At 44.2% G+C, this 18,577-nt stretch carries 19 protein-coding genes; 13 read left to right on the forward strand and 6 right to left on the reverse strand.

The features are described from left to right. Nucleotides 1-123 precede the first annotated feature (123 nt). From ACTHPA_RS05235 to ACTHPA_RS05265, 7 genes are all read left to right on the forward strand, one after another. Nucleotides 124-822, forward strand: coding sequence for an ABC transporter ATP-binding protein (locus tag ACTHPA_RS05235; RefSeq protein WP_440499103.1), 699 nt, complete (start codon nucleotides 124-126; stop codon nucleotides 820-822). Beyond that, nucleotides 812-2,089, forward strand: a complete 1,278-nt coding sequence (locus ACTHPA_RS05240) for an ABC transporter permease (protein ID WP_440499104.1) — start codon at nucleotides 812-814, stop codon at nucleotides 2,087-2,089. The genes ACTHPA_RS05235 and ACTHPA_RS05240 overlap by 11 nt, the downstream gene beginning before the upstream one ends. A 111-nt stretch (nucleotides 2,090-2,200) precedes the next feature. Further along, a complete protein-coding gene (locus ACTHPA_RS05245) occupies nucleotides 2,201-3,130 on the forward strand; it encodes an HD-GYP domain-containing protein (protein ID WP_440499105.1) in 930 nt (309 codons plus the stop codon). 79 nt (nucleotides 3,131-3,209) lie between these two features. Continuing rightward, a complete protein-coding gene (gene fumC, locus ACTHPA_RS05250; RefSeq protein WP_440499106.1) occupies nucleotides 3,210-4,592 on the forward strand; it encodes a class II fumarate hydratase in 1,383 nt (460 codons plus the stop codon). Between the two features lies 1 nt (nucleotide 4,593). Beyond that, complete coding sequence (locus ACTHPA_RS05255) at nucleotides 4,594-5,007, forward strand: HIT family protein (RefSeq protein WP_440499107.1); 414 nt, start codon at nucleotides 4,594-4,596, stop codon at nucleotides 5,005-5,007. A 62-nt stretch (nucleotides 5,008-5,069) separates the two neighbouring features. Further along, nucleotides 5,070-5,567 carry a PCYCGC motif-containing (lipo)protein gene (locus ACTHPA_RS05260; RefSeq protein ID WP_440499108.1) on the forward strand — a complete coding sequence of 166 codons (498 nt, stop codon included), beginning with the start codon at nucleotides 5,070-5,072 and terminating at the stop codon, nucleotides 5,565-5,567. A 456-nt stretch (nucleotides 5,568-6,023) separates the two neighbouring features. Continuing rightward, entirely contained in the window at nucleotides 6,024-6,545 is a 522-nt protein-coding gene (locus tag ACTHPA_RS05265; RefSeq protein ID WP_440499109.1) for a DinB family protein, read from the forward strand. A 57-nt stretch (nucleotides 6,546-6,602) separates the two neighbouring features. Here the strand turns inward: ACTHPA_RS05265 and ACTHPA_RS05270 are convergent, their stop codons facing one another. Continuing rightward, nucleotides 6,603-7,478: a DUF3298 domain-containing protein gene (locus tag ACTHPA_RS05270; RefSeq protein ID WP_440499110.1), complete on the reverse strand. Its 876-nt coding sequence runs from the start codon at nucleotides 7,476-7,478 to the stop codon at nucleotides 6,603-6,605. Beyond that, a complete protein-coding gene (locus ACTHPA_RS05275) occupies nucleotides 7,471-7,971 on the reverse strand; it encodes an RNA polymerase sigma factor (RefSeq protein ID WP_440499111.1) in 501 nt (166 codons plus the stop codon). Before ACTHPA_RS05275 ends, ACTHPA_RS05270 begins: the two co-directional genes overlap by 8 nt. Nucleotides 7,972-8,103: 132 nt before the next feature. Here ACTHPA_RS05275 and ACTHPA_RS05280 point away from each other — a divergent pair, with 132 nt between their 5' ends. Further along, complete coding sequence (locus tag ACTHPA_RS05280) at nucleotides 8,104-8,760, forward strand: diphthine--ammonia ligase (protein ID WP_440499112.1); 657 nt, start codon at nucleotides 8,104-8,106, stop codon at nucleotides 8,758-8,760. A 328-nt stretch (nucleotides 8,761-9,088) separates the two neighbouring features. Continuing rightward, entirely contained in the window at nucleotides 9,089-9,649 is a 561-nt protein-coding gene (locus tag ACTHPA_RS05285) for an integrase (protein ID WP_440499113.1), read from the forward strand. Nucleotides 9,650-9,724: 75 nt separating this feature from the next. Here ACTHPA_RS05285 and ACTHPA_RS05290 read toward each other — a convergent pair whose 3' ends face one another. The 3 genes from ACTHPA_RS05290 to nfsA form a co-directional block, all read right to left on the reverse strand. Then, nucleotides 9,725-10,051 carry a nucleoside triphosphate pyrophosphohydrolase gene (locus tag ACTHPA_RS05290; protein ID WP_440499114.1) on the reverse strand — a complete coding sequence of 109 codons (327 nt, stop codon included), beginning with the start codon at nucleotides 10,049-10,051 and terminating at the stop codon, nucleotides 9,725-9,727. 40 nt (nucleotides 10,052-10,091) lie between these two features. Beyond that, nucleotides 10,092-11,261, reverse strand: coding sequence for a class I SAM-dependent methyltransferase (locus tag ACTHPA_RS05295; RefSeq protein WP_440499217.1), 1,170 nt, complete (start codon nucleotides 11,259-11,261; stop codon nucleotides 10,092-10,094). A 221-nt stretch (nucleotides 11,262-11,482) separates the two neighbouring features. Continuing rightward, nucleotides 11,483-12,214 carry an oxygen-insensitive NADPH nitroreductase gene (nfsA, locus tag ACTHPA_RS05300; RefSeq protein ID WP_440499115.1) on the reverse strand — a complete coding sequence of 244 codons (732 nt, stop codon included), beginning with the start codon at nucleotides 12,212-12,214 and terminating at the stop codon, nucleotides 11,483-11,485. Nucleotides 12,215-12,300: 86 nt separating this feature from the next. Between nfsA and ACTHPA_RS05305 the strand changes: the two genes are divergently transcribed. Together ACTHPA_RS05305 and ACTHPA_RS05310 are read left to right on the forward strand one after the other, a co-directional pair. Beyond that, complete coding sequence (locus tag ACTHPA_RS05305) at nucleotides 12,301-13,860, forward strand: FMN-binding glutamate synthase family protein (protein WP_440499116.1); 1,560 nt, start codon at nucleotides 12,301-12,303, stop codon at nucleotides 13,858-13,860. Nucleotides 13,861-13,983: 123 nt separating this feature from the next. Beyond that, nucleotides 13,984-15,627, forward strand: a complete 1,644-nt coding sequence (locus tag ACTHPA_RS05310; RefSeq protein ID WP_440499117.1) for an AMP-binding protein — start codon at nucleotides 13,984-13,986, stop codon at nucleotides 15,625-15,627. A 115-nt stretch (nucleotides 15,628-15,742) separates the two neighbouring features. Here the strand turns inward: ACTHPA_RS05310 and ACTHPA_RS05315 are convergent, their stop codons facing one another. Beyond that, nucleotides 15,743-16,108, reverse strand: coding sequence for a DUF2188 domain-containing protein (locus ACTHPA_RS05315; RefSeq protein WP_440499118.1), 366 nt, complete (start codon nucleotides 16,106-16,108; stop codon nucleotides 15,743-15,745). Nucleotides 16,109-16,324: 216 nt separating this feature from the next. Between ACTHPA_RS05315 and putP the strand changes: the two genes are divergently transcribed. Next, the gene (gene putP / locus ACTHPA_RS05320) at nucleotides 16,325-17,809 is read left to right on the forward strand and encodes a sodium/proline symporter PutP (protein ID WP_440499119.1); all 1,485 of its coding nucleotides are present in this window, start codon (nucleotides 16,325-16,327) and stop codon (nucleotides 17,807-17,809) included. Nucleotides 17,810-17,890: 81 nt separating this feature from the next. After that, nucleotides 17,891-18,577 carry a VOC family protein gene (locus ACTHPA_RS05325; RefSeq protein WP_440499120.1) on the forward strand — a complete coding sequence of 229 codons (687 nt, stop codon included), beginning with the start codon at nucleotides 17,891-17,893 and terminating at the stop codon, nucleotides 18,575-18,577.

Below are 18,577 nucleotides of genomic sequence, written 5' to 3' on the forward strand. Positions count from 1 at the left end.
AAGAGAGTCTTCCCGCGTTCAAAGTCTACCACTATCTTAAGAATATCTTCATTTTTCTCCTCACTCCCCCTTAAGAATCTCTCCGTACAATGGGAAACAGTTAATACGTTGGAGGAGGAAATTATGATACAAGTTCAGGAATTAACGCATTCATTCAGGATTGGCAAGAAAGGCAAGGAGAAACGAGTGCCGGTGTTAAAGGGGCTGTCCTTTGCAATCAATGAAGGAGAAATTGTTTCGATTGTCGGCCGAAGCGGGTCCGGGAAATCGACGTTGCTTCATATTTTGGCAGGATTCCTTAAACCGGATGCTGGCATCATTCAAATCGGCGATGCCCGGACATCCGCGTTTAATGAAGCGGAAAGTGCAAAGTTCCGTCTCGGTCATTTCGGCTTCATCTTTCAAAACTTCCAGCTTATGCCGGGTCTCACCGCATTTGAAAATGTAGAGCTGCCATTGAAACTAGCTGGAGTAGCTAATAAGGAACGCAAGCAAAAAGTCCGCCAGCTGCTTCAGCTCGTCGGCCTTACAGACGTTCAAGATCATTATCCAAATGAGTTATCGGGTGGGCAGCAACAGCGGGTGAGCATTGCGCGTGCTCTCATCACCGATCCGCCCATCATCTTTGCGGACGAGCCGACGGGGAGCCTCGACTCGGAGACGGAGCAGGACATCTTGCTGCTCATCCAATCGCTGAATAAATCACGTGGCATTACATTCATCATCATTACGCATGATGACACGGTGGCGGAAACAGCGGATCGCATTTACCGTATGCATGACGGTGAATTGACAGAAGGGAGTGTCGTACATGCAATTTAACGATCAAATCGATTTCGTAAGGCAACATATCAAAAAAAATAAACTGCGCGTCTTCATGACAATTCTTGCCGCAACGATGGGAACAGCATTTTTGATCGTCCTTGCATCCGTCGGGTTCGGCATTCATGACACGATGCGAAAAGAAATACTCGATAACCGATTGGTAAACCAAGTTGAAGTATATTCAAGTGAGATGGATCAAGCGAAAGTGGAAGAACTGAAACAACGAGACCATGTGAAAGCGGTCGTCTTTCGCCAGTCTGTAAGCATTAATCAGCAAACCGATCTCGACGGGTTCATCGGCAGTCATAACATGACAGTTACAGAGTTTCAAGAGGAAGCAAAAGTGGGCTTTGCTTTACAAGAAGGACGCTTGCCGGAAAATAATAATGAAGTCGTTGTCGGCAGTCATTTCGCCGAAAGCCTGATCGAGATGGAAGCGGGTGACAGCGATCAAGAGGCGGAACCGCCAACTTATAAAGAGCCGCTTATCGGCAAGCAATTCACATATAAAATGGGATTGTTTGAAGAAAAAGAGCTTTTCCCGGAAGAAACAACATTGACGATCGTCGGCATCGCGAAAGAACCGGCGAAAGACTGGGTCATGGACACAAACATTTATGCGGACGCGGCAATCATGCCGGAATTGAATCAGATTTTCATCAGCCACGTTGAAGACGCAGACAGCCAGTTATTCTATGGAAATGTCAATGTCTATGCTGATAATCTAGAGAACGTGACAGCTGTCAGCAAAGCGCTTAAAGACGAAGGATACTCCGTTTATTCCATTGCAGATCAGCTTGAACAACTCGATGTCTTCTTTCTTGCATTCAAAGCAGGTCTCGTCTTCGTCGGCACAATCGCAATCTTAATTGCATCAATCGGGATTTTCAACACGATGACGATGGCAGTAACGGAGCGGACGCGTGAAATCGGGGTCATGAAAGCGATCGGAGCAAGCCCTAAATTAATTCAAAGACTGTTCCTCATGGAGAGTGCCTGGATTGGCATTGTAGGAACGATCATTGCAGTTGCAATCTCTTACGGTGTCAGTTTCATCGCCAATATAGTTTTGCCGATCATCGTTTCTACTGCACTCGGAGAAGAGGAGTTTACTAACTTGGATATTACTTTTTCCATTATTCCATGGCAGCTTGTTATTATCGCATCTGTCATCAGCATTACTGTCGCTATGGTTTCCGGTTGGCGTCCTGCTCGCAAAGCGACAAAAATTGATGTCATTCAGGCGCTTAGACAGGAATTGTAAAAGAAAATATATTCTATTTATTCTAAAAGTATTGTAGAAGTTCCCTGCATTCTCCGTTATAATGAAAAAAACATGCGAAAAAAGTCGAAACCTGTAAAACGGAGGATGCCTATGGGAACAACTCAAAACCCTTCACAGCGACAAGTAGCTGGCCAATACCCCGTTCTTCGGATGACATCAGGACAGATTACGCTTATCGGACGATGGGATAATGTTGCGGAAGCCCTCTTTTCAGTGAATGAAGGGGGGTCTTTCTGTGCCCAATATAACCCTGATAACACGATTGTCGAAACGTATACGCTATTGGATGGAGAAGTGGATATCGAATACCGCGATACTCGAATAAAGATGAAAGTCGGGGAGACGCTTGACGCTTCCTGCTACGACAAGATCGTCACATTTTACGGAACATCTGACGCAGAAATACTTATGAAAATGGATGCTGACTTCTATGAACAATTATTTTTTGAAACGTTGACATTACAAAACGAAATGGATGCCGTTTCGAGCGTTGACGGCTATACGTATCATCATTGCGACCGGATCAGACAATACGCGATCGAAGTGTGGAAACGGATGGACCAGCCGAAAAGCAGACTTAAATTGCTTCGGTGGGGTTCTTACTTCCATGACATTGGCAAGCTCGCGATTCCACTAAAAATACTAAATAAGCCCGGGAAGCTTACGCCGGATGAATGGGAAACGATGAAATCCCATTCCTTGAAAGGTGCTGACATGATGCGTTCCCATCCAGTGGAGTGGCTGAAAGATGCCGCATTTATCGTTGAGCAGCATCACGAACGATATGACGGCAAAGGCTATCCATATGGATTACAAGGAGACGAAATCTCCATCGAGGCAGCCATCGTCTCAGTCGTAGATGCCTTTGATGCAATGACAACGGAACGCGTCTATAAACAAGCGTTAACGGTGGAGGAAGCACTTGCTGAACTGAAAAAGGGCAAAGGGACACAGTTTCATCCCGATGTTGTGGATAGATTCATAGAAATAATTTTAGAAAAGAAATTGCCGGGTGCTTAAAGACTTGGATTCAACTCCGAAAAGGTGCATGATAGAAGAGGAAGTATTCAATTATTCATATGTGAAAGGCGGAGGGAACATGGAATATCGTATCGAGCATGACACATTTGGAGAAATTAAAGTACCGGCGGATAAGTTATGGGGCGCGCAGACACAGCGGAGCAAGCAGAACTTTAAAATCGGCGGAGAACGCATTCCCCTTGGCGTCATACGTGCATTCGCCCATTTGAAAAAATCGGCAGCGATTGCAAGCAACTCATTTGGCAATCTATCTGATGCGAAAATGAAAGCAATCGTCGCAGCGGCAGAAGAAGTAATTGAAGGCAAATGGGATGACCATTTCCCGCTCGTCGTTTGGCAAACTGGCAGCGGCACGCAATCGAACATGAATATGAACGAAGTGCTTGCGAACCGAGGCAATCAGCTGTTAGAGGAATGGGGCGAGGAAGAGCGCCTTCATCCGAATGACGATGTGAATAAATCACAAAGCTCTAACGATACATTCCCGACAGCATTGCATGTAGCTGGTGTAATTGCAGTTGAACGTGAATTGCTGCCTTCCTTGCAAGTGCTGAAAGAAACACTCGGCAAGAAATCTGAAGCGTTCATGGACATCATCAAAATCGGTCGTACGCATTTGCAAGATGCGACGCCGCTCACATTAGGCCAAGAAATTAGCGGCTGGCATCGCATGCTTGAGAAAACGGAAAAGATGTTGAACGAAAGCGTCCAATCGATGAAAGAACTTGCCATCGGCGGAACTGCAGTCGGAACAGGGTTGAATGCACCGAAAGGATTCGGAGAGAAAGTCGCTGAAGAAATTTCGAAATCGGTCGGTATCCAATTCACCTCGGCGGCAAATAAATTCCATGCCCTCACTAGCTATGATGAAGTCGTCTATACGCATGGTGCCATGAAGGCTCTTGCAGCAGATTTGATGAAAATCGCGAACGATGTAAGATGGCTAGCGAGCGGTCCGCGTTCAGGAATCGGCGAAATTACGATTCCTGAAAATGAGCCAGGCAGCTCCATCATGCCAGGCAAAGTGAATCCGACACAAAGTGAAGCACTCACAATGGTCGTTGCACAAGTAATGGGGAATGATGCGGCAATCGGATTTTCTGCTAGCCAAGGAAACTTCGAATTGAACGTATTCAAACCGGTCATCATTTACAACTTCCTGCAATCTGCAAAGCTGCTTGCGGACGGCATGCGCAGCTTCAATGATAATTGCGCGGTCGGAATCGAACCGAACCGGGAAGAGATTGATCGCAAAGTCAAAAACTCGCTTATGCTCGTAACGGCTTTAAATCCGTATATCGGCTATGAAAATGCGGCGAAAATTGCGAAGACGGCACATAAAGAAGGAACGACATTGAAGGAAGCAGCATTGAAAACTGGATTATTAACGGAGGAGCAATTTGACGAGTACGTTGATCCTTCGAAAATGATCGGCCGGTAATATGTACGAAGCAACTTGTCCATACTGCAATTTGACCGCGGATCCAGAGCAGCAAATCATTTTTGAGACAGAAACATGCGCTTATATTCAAAAGCCTTCCGAACAAAAAGTGTTGGAAGGCAGCGGCTTAATTGTGCCGAAACGGCATGCGGTCGACGTATTTTCATTGACGCCAGAAGAATGGCGGGATACGCAGGAGTTGTTACTGAAGGCAAAAGCTTATTTGGAAGAGCGTTATGCCAATGAGGGCTATACAGTCGGCTGGAATACAGGCGAAGTGGGCGGGCAATCGATACCGCACGCTCATCTGCATGTCATTCCACGGTTTTCGGATGAACCGTTAGCCGGCAAAGGCATCCGTTATTGGATTAAGCAGAAAGAGAATAAACGCGGCGCAATGTCCACAAAGTTGTAACCTTCTCCACGCCGTTTTCCGCTATGATGGAAGGACAAGAAATCCTAAAAGGAGCAACATGAATGAAGAAACTTACTCCACTCATACTAATTTTGATTCTTATTCTTTCCGCTTGCGGAGAAAAGGCGCAGCAACATTCCGAAGATGAACATTTGGAAGTGGGCCATGAAAAACATTTGCCGAATGGGGACTTGCAGGAAGTGACCGAATCAGCAGCAGTGCTGCCGAAATTTTTGGATGACAAGCCTGAAGATATGCGACTCGTCTACCAAGTGGCTGCATCCGCTTCGGACGTGCTGTCCTATATGCCATGCTACTGCGGCTGCGGTGAAAGCGCAGGCCATGGAAGCAATTTGAACTGCTTCGTCGACGAAATACGCGAAGATGGCTCCGTCGTCTGGGACGACCACGGAACGCGCTGCCTCGTCTGCCTAGAAATTGCTGTGAAATCGGTGCAAATGAAACAAGAAGGTAAAACGATGAAGGAAATCCGTGAATTCATCGATGAAACGTACAAAGAAGGCTACGCAGAACCGACAGATACGCCGATGCCTGCATAATTAAATGCTCCATCCTTTCCGGATGGAGCATTCAGCCTGTTGACAAACGCTCGCATCCGTTGTTGCTCGTCTCGCGCGTCCGCTCATGAACTTTAGTTCTATTCGCGTCTTCGCTCGACTTCGCGCCTAGGCTGGCAAGCGTTTTCAATCAGGCTGAGGAAATTCCTGCCCATTGCCACTTGCCTTAAAAAAGAGTGTAGACAAAGTCCAAAAACGACTTTGTCTACACTCTGAATGCTCCATCCTTTCCGGATGGAGCATTTTTTCATTTTCGCGCATAAACTCATAAAAAGACGCATAAATTGCTGCAATGACGCATAAAACATTTTATTACAAATATAACCAACAACTTATTTTTCTGAATATGTTTTTACTACTTTAATTTTTCTTCAAAACATCGTATGCTGTGGATGAGAATTGAATGCTCCTATTTCGTTCTACATAAGGAGAGATATAATGGTTTTTGAAGGGAATAATAAAATCCGAAGAAAGATCTATCAGACCATCGATGGGATGACTGATGTCGAATTCAATAGAACTCCATCCACTGGCGGGTGGTCTCCGAAGCAAATTTTGGAGCATCTTGCATTGATGGAAACATATATAGCTTCAAAAATATCAGGAGAATTAAAGAATCCAAATAGCCGAAAAGCCTCCAAGAAAATCATCGTCCTATCCGGAAGCTTGCTTGTAAAAGGGAAACTCCCTTTGCAAACACAACCGACCGATACGTACAAATCGATCGCGGAAATCAAAGAAGAGCTTCATAATTCAAGGATTTATTTGCTCGATGTTTATGATGGCAGCTGTAAGGAGCATTTACGCGAAAAGTCCTTCAAGCATCCAAATCTCGGTTTGATTCCTTTAGAACAATGGTTTCCGGTTGTTGGCCTATACGAAAAATGCCATTTGAAGCAATTGAAAAAAACGATTGATGAATTGCGAATAAACGGCTATTCATGGGAAGCGGCAGAATAATGAAAGTCCCCGAACGCTTTTACGCAAGGGGACTTTTTTTATATCGGATCGCATTTTTTATCGAATATACACATCACTCACCAACAAATCCTTCACTACACTAGTCGGGATTTCAAAGGTTACAACACCCATGTACCCAGGGGCGACTTCATATTTATCGAATGAAATGACAAGTTTTTGATCATCTGTAATATAGAAATTCTGATCCGGCTTGATTGTCGTAAAGCCTTCGCCATATTCATTGTCAGTGAAATAAGAAATCATTTCATCCGTCGCCATCTGCCGTTCCATCTCTTCTGCGATATAAGCATTAATTGCTTCGATATACGAGTCATCTTTGAATAGGCTTGGCAATGTAATCAAGACATTATCGACTTTATCGATTGTATCATATCTCATCGTTGTCGATGAGGAGCCGACTGTATTTACTTGATAACGCATGATCGAAAGAATTCGGTCATTATCCGTCAATACTTCATAGCCCGCGTCAACACCGAGATGACCGCCACCATCTTCCTTCAGCTCGGCAATCTCCTTCTCGAATTGCTCGAAAAGCTCCTTGTTCTCTTTCGCATATTTTTCGTTCAATGCTGCTTGCAATTCATCGTCCTCTAATCCGGTAATGATAGGCGTCGATACGTCTGCTTGATAAGTGCCTTCATCTATAGTGAATTGCTGTACAGTGAACACTTCTACGATTGAACCCAGAACAGGCACATCTGCCATCGACTTAGCGAATGCTGGACTGACATTGATGCCGCCTACGAAGAGAACCGCCGCAGCAGCAACTCCAATTAAGCTATTCCTAAAAACCGGCCATTTCTTTTTGCGTTTCATTTTGGCTTCGTGAATGGAAGCCCTCACAACACGATCCAATTCTTCGGGAATCTCAATGTTTTCATAATCATCCTTCAGTTTATCCAAATTACTCATTCGCTTGCTCCTCTCCCATTTCAACACGCAACTTCCGTAAAGCTGCGTATAGCCTCGTCTTCACCGTGTTAAGATTATCTCCGGTGATCTCGGCAATTTCCTCGAGTTTTAGATCCTCAAAAAACCGCAGAATTATTATTGTTTTATAAAGTGGTGGAAGGTGTTCGACCGCTTCTTGCAAATCTAAATCGCTCAATTCATTTTTCGAAGCAGGTAAATGGCTTTCCAAGATTTCGTCTTCCATAATGGACACCCGCTCATGTTTCCGGATGAAATCAATGGCGGTATTGACGATGATCCGGTACAGCCATGTCTTCAAATAGTTCACTTCTTCCAGTTTATCGATGGAACGAAGAGCTTTGAAGACCGCTTCTTGTACAATATCAAGCGCATTCTCTTTGTTTTTCACATAACTATAAGCTAATCGATAATAGGTTTGTTGATTTTCAATTATATATCTTTCCACCAGTTCGAACTTTTCTTCTTTTGTCATGACAGTTACACCTTCTTCAAAAATAACGCAGCGCGCTCACGTCTCATTAGTATGGACGGTTGATGCTAGAAAATAGTTTTCCACGATTATGCTATAATTTGAGCAATATACTGCAAGGGGATGTATTGCACAATGAACAATGAACCTTTTGTCGCTTCGTGGAGCGGCGGAAAAGACTCGGCGATGGCTTATTATCGTGCACTTCAATCAGGCGGAGTCGCCAAACGAATTTGGACAATGTTCGAAGAGGATAAGGAGCGTTCGAAATCACATGCATTGCCATTGGAAATTATTCAAGCGCAGGCTGAGAGTCTCGCACTTCCTTTGATGATACGTGGTGCAAACTGGAAAGGGTACGAAGAACAATTTTTAGATGCAATGAAGGAATGTGTAGATGCAGGCATTCCGAACGGCGTTTTCGGAGATATTGACCTGGAGGACCATTTAACATGGGTTCAAACGGCATGCGCCAAAGTCGATATGAACGCAATCCACCCGCTTTGGATGGAACCGCGCCGGAAGTTGTTGGAGGAATTCGTAAACGCTGGCTTTGAAGCATATATTATTGTCGTCAATACGAGAATGATGCCTGTTGAATTCATCGGGCGTAAATTCACGATCGAATTGATGGATGAGTTGGAGGCGCTCGGGATCGATTCATGCGGAGAATCAGGGGAGTTCCATACCGTTGTCGTCGACGGACCAATTTTTAAGGAACGTGTTCCTATCGTGTTTAAGGAGAAGCATAGGCGGGATGGATATGTATTTTTGTCCGTCGGGTTGGAATGAAATAATTAATAAAGAGAACCTGCCAACTTAGACAGTTAGCAGGTTTTTGACAATTTGGTGTAAGTTGGGATTTTTCTATTGAAAAAAAGATGTTACATATTTATAATGAAAAAGTCGCTTATTTGTAAAATTGCATTTGACGCAGATTTACTGAGTTGTACCGCGAAAAGCGCATAATTTGATACAGCCACATAAAAATCTCCTCAAAAACGCATTGAACACTTCAAATACGCATAAATCCACTTATTCACTTATAACCGTGTTGAAATATGCATAAAAACAGTTATGCCTTAATTTACAAAATAGAAAAGGATGTCAGGGAAATAGAATGGAAGAACGAATGACGGAATCGCAAATCGTCGCTTTGATTGAATCGACCATCCACGCCGTAAATATGGACGTGGAATTAAAGCAGGAAAGTACAGGTGTCAATATGATGTATGATTTCATTAAAGATGAAGTGATTGTCGATATTGCTCGTGTACGAAAGGCCTGCCAGGAACTTCCTGAACCGATGCCACTGGAAATCTATCTTCGCGTATTGACAATCCACGAGTTGGGGCATGCGATGGACCGTAAAGCCTTACTCGACTCACTTGACCGCACGAAAGAGATCATCCATATGAAAAAACAAGCCGCTGCAGAAATGCGGTCTACAGATTTGCCGTTCATGACGATGGTTATGGAAGAGCATGAAACCGATATCGCCTTCGAAGAAACTGCATGGGCCAATGCTGAAATATTGAATAGCTTTTTCGAAATCGTCGATGGAGCCAGTTTTGAAAAAGTGAAAGTTCATAGCCTTGCGACATACCGTACTGTGTATGAGGCTGATTTGGAAATCTATAATGGATTTATTCGCAAGCAAGAGAAATTATTAACTATATAACATGAAAGAAACCGCCTGCCTGAGAAATTCAGCGGCGGTTTTTCGTTGATAAAAATAGCATCCAGTTCCTTCTATTCACTCATCTTCTACATTAATCAAGAAGATTCTCTCATCAAATCCTCCACGCTTTTCTGCTTTTTGTAGACGGACTTTCTCCAATTCATCAAAGCTAGATTCATGGGAAAGGGCGGCTGCGTGGATCAGTTCCAATAAATCGGCCAATTCCTCTATCGCATCCTCCGCTGTTTCTGCTGCTTCATACTCAGCGAGTTCCTCATGCATTTTCTTGTTAATTTCGATTGTGAACTCATCATCGTTCATAATGCGAGTCGTGCAAGTTTTCCCTGAGCTTTCGATTATTTGGGGAATCAAGTCGCGGACAAGTTTATTGTAAGTGGGCATCATATCAACTCCTTAGGAGAACCGTTGTAACAGGTTAGCATTATTGTAAATAGCCCGCAGCTTTCAATTCCCGTTCCAAAAACGGTTTTGCGTTCAGCAAATCCCGAAACGCTTCATATTTTACGACAGAATCGGAAGTTGGCTTCTTACCCGTTTTATAAGCACGGATTAAAATATTCTTCGGCGTATGCTCCATATCGATGAATTCAAGCAGTTGTGCATCATATCCAACGAGCGTCAAAAGTTCAGCGCGGATGGAGTCTGTTGCAAGTGCCGAGAAGCGCTCTTTAATAAGACCGTGCTGCAACAAAACGTCTAGAGCCGGGGATTGGATTTGTGAAAACAGTTCATGCTGGCAGCAAGGGACGCTTAAAATTACTTCGGCTCCCCATTTGACAGCGCGGGCAAGTGCCATATCTGTTGCAACGTCGCATGCATGCAATGTGACGACCATATCGACGGACGTTTCATTGTTATAGTCGTTAATATCACCGACGAGGAATTCAAGTTGTTCGTATCCAAGATCTTTTGCGATTAGGTTACATTCTTCGATAACTTCTTTTTTCAAATCAAGCCCGGTTACGCGAATGTCTAATCCTTTTTCGATATGCAAATAATGATAGAGGGCAAACGTCAAATACGATTTGCCGGAGCCGAAGTCCAAAATACGAACGGGACGGTCTTTTGGCAAGTGGACGAGCGCGTCATCAATAAATTCAACGAATCGGTTGATTTGACGGAACTTATCGTATTTCTGCTTTTTCACCTTACCTTCGGGAGATTGCACGCCGAGTCGAATAAGGAAAGGATATAGAGTTTCGTCATCCAATAAATAATTCTTTTTCCGGTTATGCGACAAATCAACCGTTTTCGTCATTGCCGTCTTTTCACCTTTCCAGGAAACTTTGAACTTTTTCGTTAACTGGATATGGACTTTTTCATCTGCAAATTCCGCATGCATCTGCTTGAATTGCTCCAATAATTGTTTGAGAACTGGTTGAATATGTGGAACTCTTATATTTTCATGTTTCAAAATACGCTCATAGTGATATTCAAATTGAATATGGACTTCTTTTTTTATTTCCACAGGTTTTAGTTTCACTTTTTGCAAGCCGGTCGATTTATAACGGGGCTGACTGATCGTCCCTTGGATGAACGTCCCTTCTTCTATACGGCGGGCGACTTCTTCCACTAGTTCTTCAAATTGCATCATGATGGACCTCTTTTCGTACAAATATGTACATATAACAATACAACAAGGGATTGAAAAAATGTGCTCCTAACGCTTCGCTTTTACTCTCAACGCTTTGCTTTTGTTCGCAGAGCCCGTTCTACGTGACGGGCTGTACTCGCAAAAGCCGTTCTTCGTAACGGCTTTGGCTAATCCCTTGCAGTAAGACCCGTTTATGCGTTATGAGCATGTTTAGTGCTTTACTTAAATGTAAATCCTTTCTTTGCTAAGAAGTCTTTCATGAATGCTCGTCTTGGTGCGGAGAGGAAGTCGGCCATTTGCACGGACCAAGCCGTATCTTTCTGGTTTGACCCGCGGTTTAAATAATAGTCGTGCATTGTTTGATCATAGGCTGGCAGGAGTTCATCGTATTTGGCAGCATTGTAGCTGTTCTCATGGATGATCGCTTCGACCGGCAATCTCGGTTTCACTTCGTTCGCTTCGTCAGGAACGCCGATCGACATGGCGAACATCGGCGCGACGCCGTTCGGGAGCTCCAATAGGTCGCTAATCTCTGCCGGGGCGTTGCGGATGCCTCCGATATAACAGATGCCGTAACCTTTTGATTCCGCAGCGATGGCGACGTTTTGTGCGAAAAGCGCTACATCGATGGCGCCGACAAGCATGTTTTCTGCATGAGTATAATCGATTTCCTTGCCGTGAAGTGCAGCCGCACTAGCCAAACGGCAATAATCAGCACAAAATATGAGGACGGCTCCTGCGGTTAGGAATTGTCTTTTATTACTGGCCAGTTCCGCAAGTTGTTCACGTTTTTTCTGATCGGTTACATGGATGACCGAATAGGCTTGGACGAAATGGGAGCTTGCCGCGTGTTGCCCTGCATGGACCAGTTCTTGGACGTCTTCCTTTGATAGGGGTATGTCCTTGTATTTTCTAACGGATGCGTGTGATGTCAATAATTCGATGACCATATGTATCCCTCCAAAAATATGTTATTCAAATTGTGCGAATATATTCATGTTACACTACATGAAACGCATAGAAAAGGGGTGTGCTCATGGGGTGGTTTGAAGGTATCTCGTTAACGACGACATTGCTCGTCCTAATTTTAGTCGTCATTCCGATATCCTTTGCCATTTATCTTTATTTTTATGACAAACGGCAGAAGCAACATGCTATTCTGCGGAATTACCCGGTCCTCGGACGGATGCGGTATATGCTTGAAAAAACGGGTCCTGAGCTGCGACAATACTTGTTTAATGCCGACCATGAAGGAAAGCCGTTCAATCGGGAAGAATATTTGCATATGGTGCTGCCGGGGAAGTATTTGAACAGCATTATCGGTTTTGGATCAAAACGTAATTTTGAAGAAGCTGGCTACTATATCCGCAATGCACTGTTCACGAAGCAGAATGAGGAAATGCGTGTCGATAATGACGGGTTGATCAATACGATGCGCTACCGTATTGATGAAGATAATCTGTTTTCTCGGAAAGAGCATCGAGAGGAGATACCTGCATTGCCTTGGTTGTTGCCCAAAGAAGATGCGATAGTTATCGGGCCGAACTGTGAGCATCCTTTCCATGTCCGAAGCTTGCTCGGACAATCTGGCATGAGCTATGGGGCACTCGGTGAAAATGCAATCTCAGCTTTGTCGAAAGGGATCGGGATGGCGAAAGAAGCTTGGATGAACACTGGAGAAGGTGGTCTTTCCCCTTACCATTTGGCTGGGGACGCTCATATCATCGCGCAAATTGGATCGGGACTATTTGGATTTCGCACAGAGGAAGGGGAATTCAGCTGGGAGCGCCTCCGTGAAAAGGCGGAAATCCCGCAAGTGAAAGCATTTGAAATTAAAATGGCGCAAGGCGCGAAAATGCGGGGAGGCCATGTTGAAGGGGAGAAGGTGACGGAAGAGATTGCAAAAATCCGAAATGTCGTCCCTTATACGACGATCAACAGTCCGAACCGCTTTAACCAATTCTCGGATTACCCGACCTTATTTGATTTTATCGAACAAATTAGAGACCGTGGAGGCAAGCCTGTTGGTATTAAGATTGTCATCGGCGGCAAGGAGGACGCGGAGGAGCTTGCGTCGTTCATGCATGAGACGGGCAAAGGTCCGGATTTCATTTCCTTGGATGGAGCGGAAGGGGGATCCGGTGCTACGTATCAAGATTTGGCGGACAGTGTCGGATTGCCGCTAAAATCGGCACTCGTCTTATTGGACGATGCACTGCGAAAATATGAAGTGCGAGACCAAGTGAAAATTATAGCTTCCGGGAAAATAACGACGCCGGATAAAGCTGCAATCGCTTTGGCGATGGGAGCCGATCTTGTTCAAATTGCCCGGGGCTTCATGATTTCAGTCGGATGCATTATGGCTGAACGATGCCATACGAATGAGTGTCCAGCGGGTGTAGCAACGACGGATAAACATCTGCAAAGAGGACTTGTCGTGGAGGAAAAGAAATTCCGCGTCACAAATTATATTTTGACGATGCGTGAAGGGTTATTTAGAATCGCGGCTGCTGCCGGACTCGATTCACCGACAAAATTCGAGCGTCATCATGTCGTTTACAAAGATGAAAGGGGACGTGTATTCCCTGTTGAATAAACTGTTTGAGTCGTTCCGCCTAGTTGGTGGGACGACTTATTTTAATGTAAAGTACCTAAGACACCTTCTGAATTTTGTGATAATATATAAATAAATATAGATTCGTAGAAAGGGGTTTGATGGATGTCTTTGTTAAGTAAAACGGTTGGCGAGGTCGTAAGGGATTGGGCAGCAGCGTTGCCAGAGCAAGAGGCCTATGTATATCCGGAACTTGGAATTAGAAGGACATATAAACAGTTTGATCGAGAGACAGATGAGCTGGCGAAGGCATTCATCGGGATGGGGATCAAACGCGGAGAGCATATCGCCATTTGGTCCGATAACAAACCGCAATGGTTGTTGAGTCAGTTTGCAACAGGGAAAATGGGAGCTGTCCTCGTTACGGTGAATACAAATTACCAAGCGAAAGAGCTCGAATATTTGTTGAAGCAATCAGATGCGACGACGTTAATACTGGATGAAGGATTCAAAGGGACGAGTTATATCGACATTATCCGTTCGATCTGTCCAGAACTGCATGATAGTAAAGATGGTGTCGTTTCCTGTGACAAGCTGCCTAAATTGAAAAGAATTATTCTTATGTCGGATCGTGAAGAATCCGGAATTTATAAATGGTCAGAATTTCTTGCCCATGCTGAAGGTATTACAGACGAGGAATTGGCTGAACGGGAGAATGGCATGTCACCCGATGATGTCATTAACATACAATACACGTCAGGGACAACAGGTTTTCCAAAAGGTGTCATGTTAACACACCATAATATTGTGAATAACGGAAAGATTATCGGGGATTTTATGAAATTGACGGAGAAGGACCGTCTATGCATTCCTGTGCCGTTCTTCCATTGTTTCGGAGCTGTTTTGAGCAATCTGGCGGCAGTGACGCATGGTTCGACTATGGTCATCCTTGAGCAATTCCATCCTCTCCGCGTCTTAGAAGCGGTTCAAGAGGAGAAGTGTACAGCTCTTAATGGTGTACCGACAATGTTTATTGCCGAATTGAATCATCCGGATTTCAAGAAATTTGATACATCGACATTACGAACTGGTATTATGGCAGGATCCACTTGCCCGATTGAAGTTATGAAACAAGTGATTCACGAGATGGGTGCAGATGAAATTACGATTTGCTATGGACAGACGGAAGCATCACCTGTCATTACACAGACGCAAACTGATGATCCGATTGAAAAGCGGGTGTCCACTGTTGGAAAACCACATCCATTTGTCGAAGTGAAAATTATAGATCCTGTGACGGGAACCGAGATGCCTGTTGGCAGTCCGGGCGAACTATGTACACGTGGTTATCATGTGATGAAAGGGTATTATAACAATGAAGAAGCAACGCGAGAGGCGGTCGATGGAGATGGTTGGCTTCGTACAGGAGATATCGCAATCATGGACGAGGACGGCTATATCGACATTACGGGTCGAATAAAAGACGTAATCATCCGTGGGGGTGAAAACATCTATCCACGTGAAGTAGAAGAATTCCTTTACACACATCCAGGAATATCAGACGTTCAAGTTGTCGGAGTGCCGGATCCGAAATATGGAGAGGAATTGATGGCGTGGATCATCCCGAAAAAGGGTTCTTCCATTGACGAGGAAGCTGTACGTTCATTTTGCCAAGGAAGTATTTCATATCACAAAATCCCGAAATATATTAAGTTCATTGACGAATATCCGATGACCGCGTCAGGGAAGATCCAGAAGTTCAAACTTCGTGAAATGTCGATTGACGAATCATTGAGTCATCAAGTGTAAAGTTCTACACATAGCAACAGGTGAAGGAATGCAAACTTCCTCCACCTGTTTTTAAATTGAGGATTAAGATTCTTATTAAATCGGTATATAAACTCATTTATAAGTTGCTTTGGTATCAGTCATATAGAGTTGATTCGACTGATCCGTCGGCGTGGTGGATGACTAGGATTCCATTATGTTCATTTACGTACGGTTTCGCTTTTTCAAGAAGATCATCTTTTGTGTCCTCTTTGAAGATTGCGCGTTCGCCATTTTCTTTTATAAGAATCCAATCTTCGTTCCGTGCTTTCGCTTCATATTTAGCACGGTCAGAGTTATCGCCATGTACGTATTCCCTTGCTTTAGCTGTCGCAATGGAAATCGCTCGGCCCTCTTCATTCCCTTCTCGCAATAAAGCATTCGCAATTTCGATTGCCTTATTACGTACTTCGGGCTCCAAATTTTTAAAGGAATCGGGATAATCGTTTTTATTCCAAGGCATCAGGAATCGCCTCCTTACGCAGATATTCCCGTTTTTTTGCAAGCGTAAACTTCCTTCGTTTAAAATCATTTCAACTACGTTGTCGAAATATGTACATTTCCCGGGAAATTTGTTTCATTGGCATTTTTATAGGAATAATGACGTGGTTTTTCAAAAGATGTCTTTAATTAACGAAAAGGTGTTATTATATAGAAAAATGAAGCGGGAGGGGAAAGTATGTCTAGTGATTTTTATCAATTGATAGCCATTGTTGTATATATGGTGGCGATGCTCTTCATCGGATGGTATGCATATAGGAAAACAACGAATTTGAATGATTACATGCTAGGCGGGCGTTCACTTGGACCTGCTGTCACTGCACTCAGTGCCGGTGCAGCAGATATGTCGGGCTGGTTGCTTATGGGGTTGCCAGGAGCCATTTATGCTGTCGGGTTAACGGAAGCCTGGATTGCAATCGGTTTGACAGTAGGTGCGTATTTAAACTGGCTATTAGTTGCACCAAGACTTCGTGTGTATACGCAAGTGTCGAGCGACTCAATTACAATCCCGAGTTACTTGGAAAGTCGACTTAAAGACAAGTCAAGACTGCTTCGAATTGCCTCAGGTATTATTATTCTTGTCTTCTTTACGTTTTATGTCTCTTCGGGTATGGTTGCTGGCGGTAAATTTTTCATGAGTTCATTCGGACTGAGTTATCATTCCGGAATGTTGATCGTTTCGGCTGTCGTTATTGCGTATACGCTTTTCGGAGGGTTTTTAGCCGTAAGCTATACCGATTTTGTACAAGGTCTTACGATGTTCTTTGCGTTATTATTAGTTCCAATTATCGGTTTGACTTTGACAGGTGGATTTGCGGAAACGGCTGCAAGCATTAGGGAAGTGAATCCAGACATGCTAAGTCTTGTGAAAGGGGCCACAGTAGCTGGTGTTATTTCATCCGTTGCATGGGGGCTCGGTTATTTTGGACAACCACATATTATCGTTCGTTTCATGGCGATTAAATCAGTAAAGGAAACAAAAAGTGCACGCCGGATCGGAATTGGCTGGATGGCGTTAAGCTTGTTCGGTGCTATCGCAACCGCGCTCGTTGGGATTGCTTATTACCAACAGAACGCAGGCGCTGAATTGGTCGATGAGGAAACTGTATTTATTGCATTAGGACAGATCATTTTCCATCCATTCATTGCAGGGATCATGCTTGCGGCAGTACTTGCGGCTGTTATGAGTACGATTTCTTCGCAGTTGATTGTTACTTCATCAGCTCTTATCGAAGATTTGTACAAGGCAATCATCAAGGCGGATGCGACAGATAAGCGATATGTGTTCTTGGGCAGGATGGCAGTGCTTGTCGTTTCATTAATCGCTATGGCGCTTGCATGGCCAAACAATGAATCAATTCTAAAGCTCGTTTCATTTGCATGGGCGGGCTTCGGAGGAGCGTTTGGACCGATCATCTTGCTGTCTCTATATTGGCGCAAGCTGACAGCGACAGGTGCGTTATGGGGAATGGTGGCAGGTGCAATCACTGTCGGTATTTGGGGCACCGTCGACGTTCTGTCAGATAGTTTATATGAAATCGTCCCTGGATTCCTTATCTGTCTAGTCGTAACATATTTCGTCAGCTTGATGACGTATCGTCCGAACGCGGAAATCGACAAGGAATTCTATGACGCGATGGTTTTATTGAAAAAAGAAAGATAATGGAAACGGCCTCCTGCGTATGTAGCGGAGGTCGTATTTTTTTGGATATGGTAATCTATTCTTAAAAGGGGGATCTCGCAGATGAAACTTGATCATGTTGTTTATTTCACATCGAAAAGTCCTGACGAAATTGTAAGCGAGCAGAGGAATGAAGGTAAACATGCAGTGATTGGCGGTAGGCATGAAAAGTGGGGAACGCATAATGCATTACTATATGTGAAAAATGCTTATGTAGAATGGCTATCTGTGGAACGCGCCGAATTTGCGGCAAAAGTGGACCATCCGTTGACACGCTTGCTGCTTCATGATTTGAAGGACAAGGATGGATGGGGCACAATATGTTTATCCGTAACAGATATTGAGCAATTTAATGAGGACATTACAAACAAAGGCTTTGCGACTTCCGGTGTGTTGAATGCAGAGCGGCGGACAGCCGCGGGAGAATTGAAAAAATGGAAAATGCTATTTGTCGATCAACCGGTTTCCGGTGAACTGCCATATCCTTTTTTCATCGAGTGGGAAACGCCTGAAGAGATTCGTTTCGAGCAGTTGCGCGCTGAAGGTGTATTGACTGTGGAAAATGAGGAGATGGAAATCCGGGAGTGCATTTTTGGCGTTGAAGACCCTTTGCGAGACACTGGTGAATGGGCAGTGTTGCTTTCGCAGAAAGTCGGAGATTCAAATGACATTACGATTGGAAATGTCCGGCTGCGGTTCGTCGAACAAGAAGGCGGGAAAGATCGTTTGCAGGAAGTCGTCATTCGTTAA

Origin of the sequence: Sporosarcina sp. SAFN-015 (assembly GCF_051966875.1) — a bacterium.
Taxonomy (GTDB): domain Bacteria; phylum Bacillota; class Bacilli; order Bacillales_A; family Planococcaceae; genus Sporosarcina.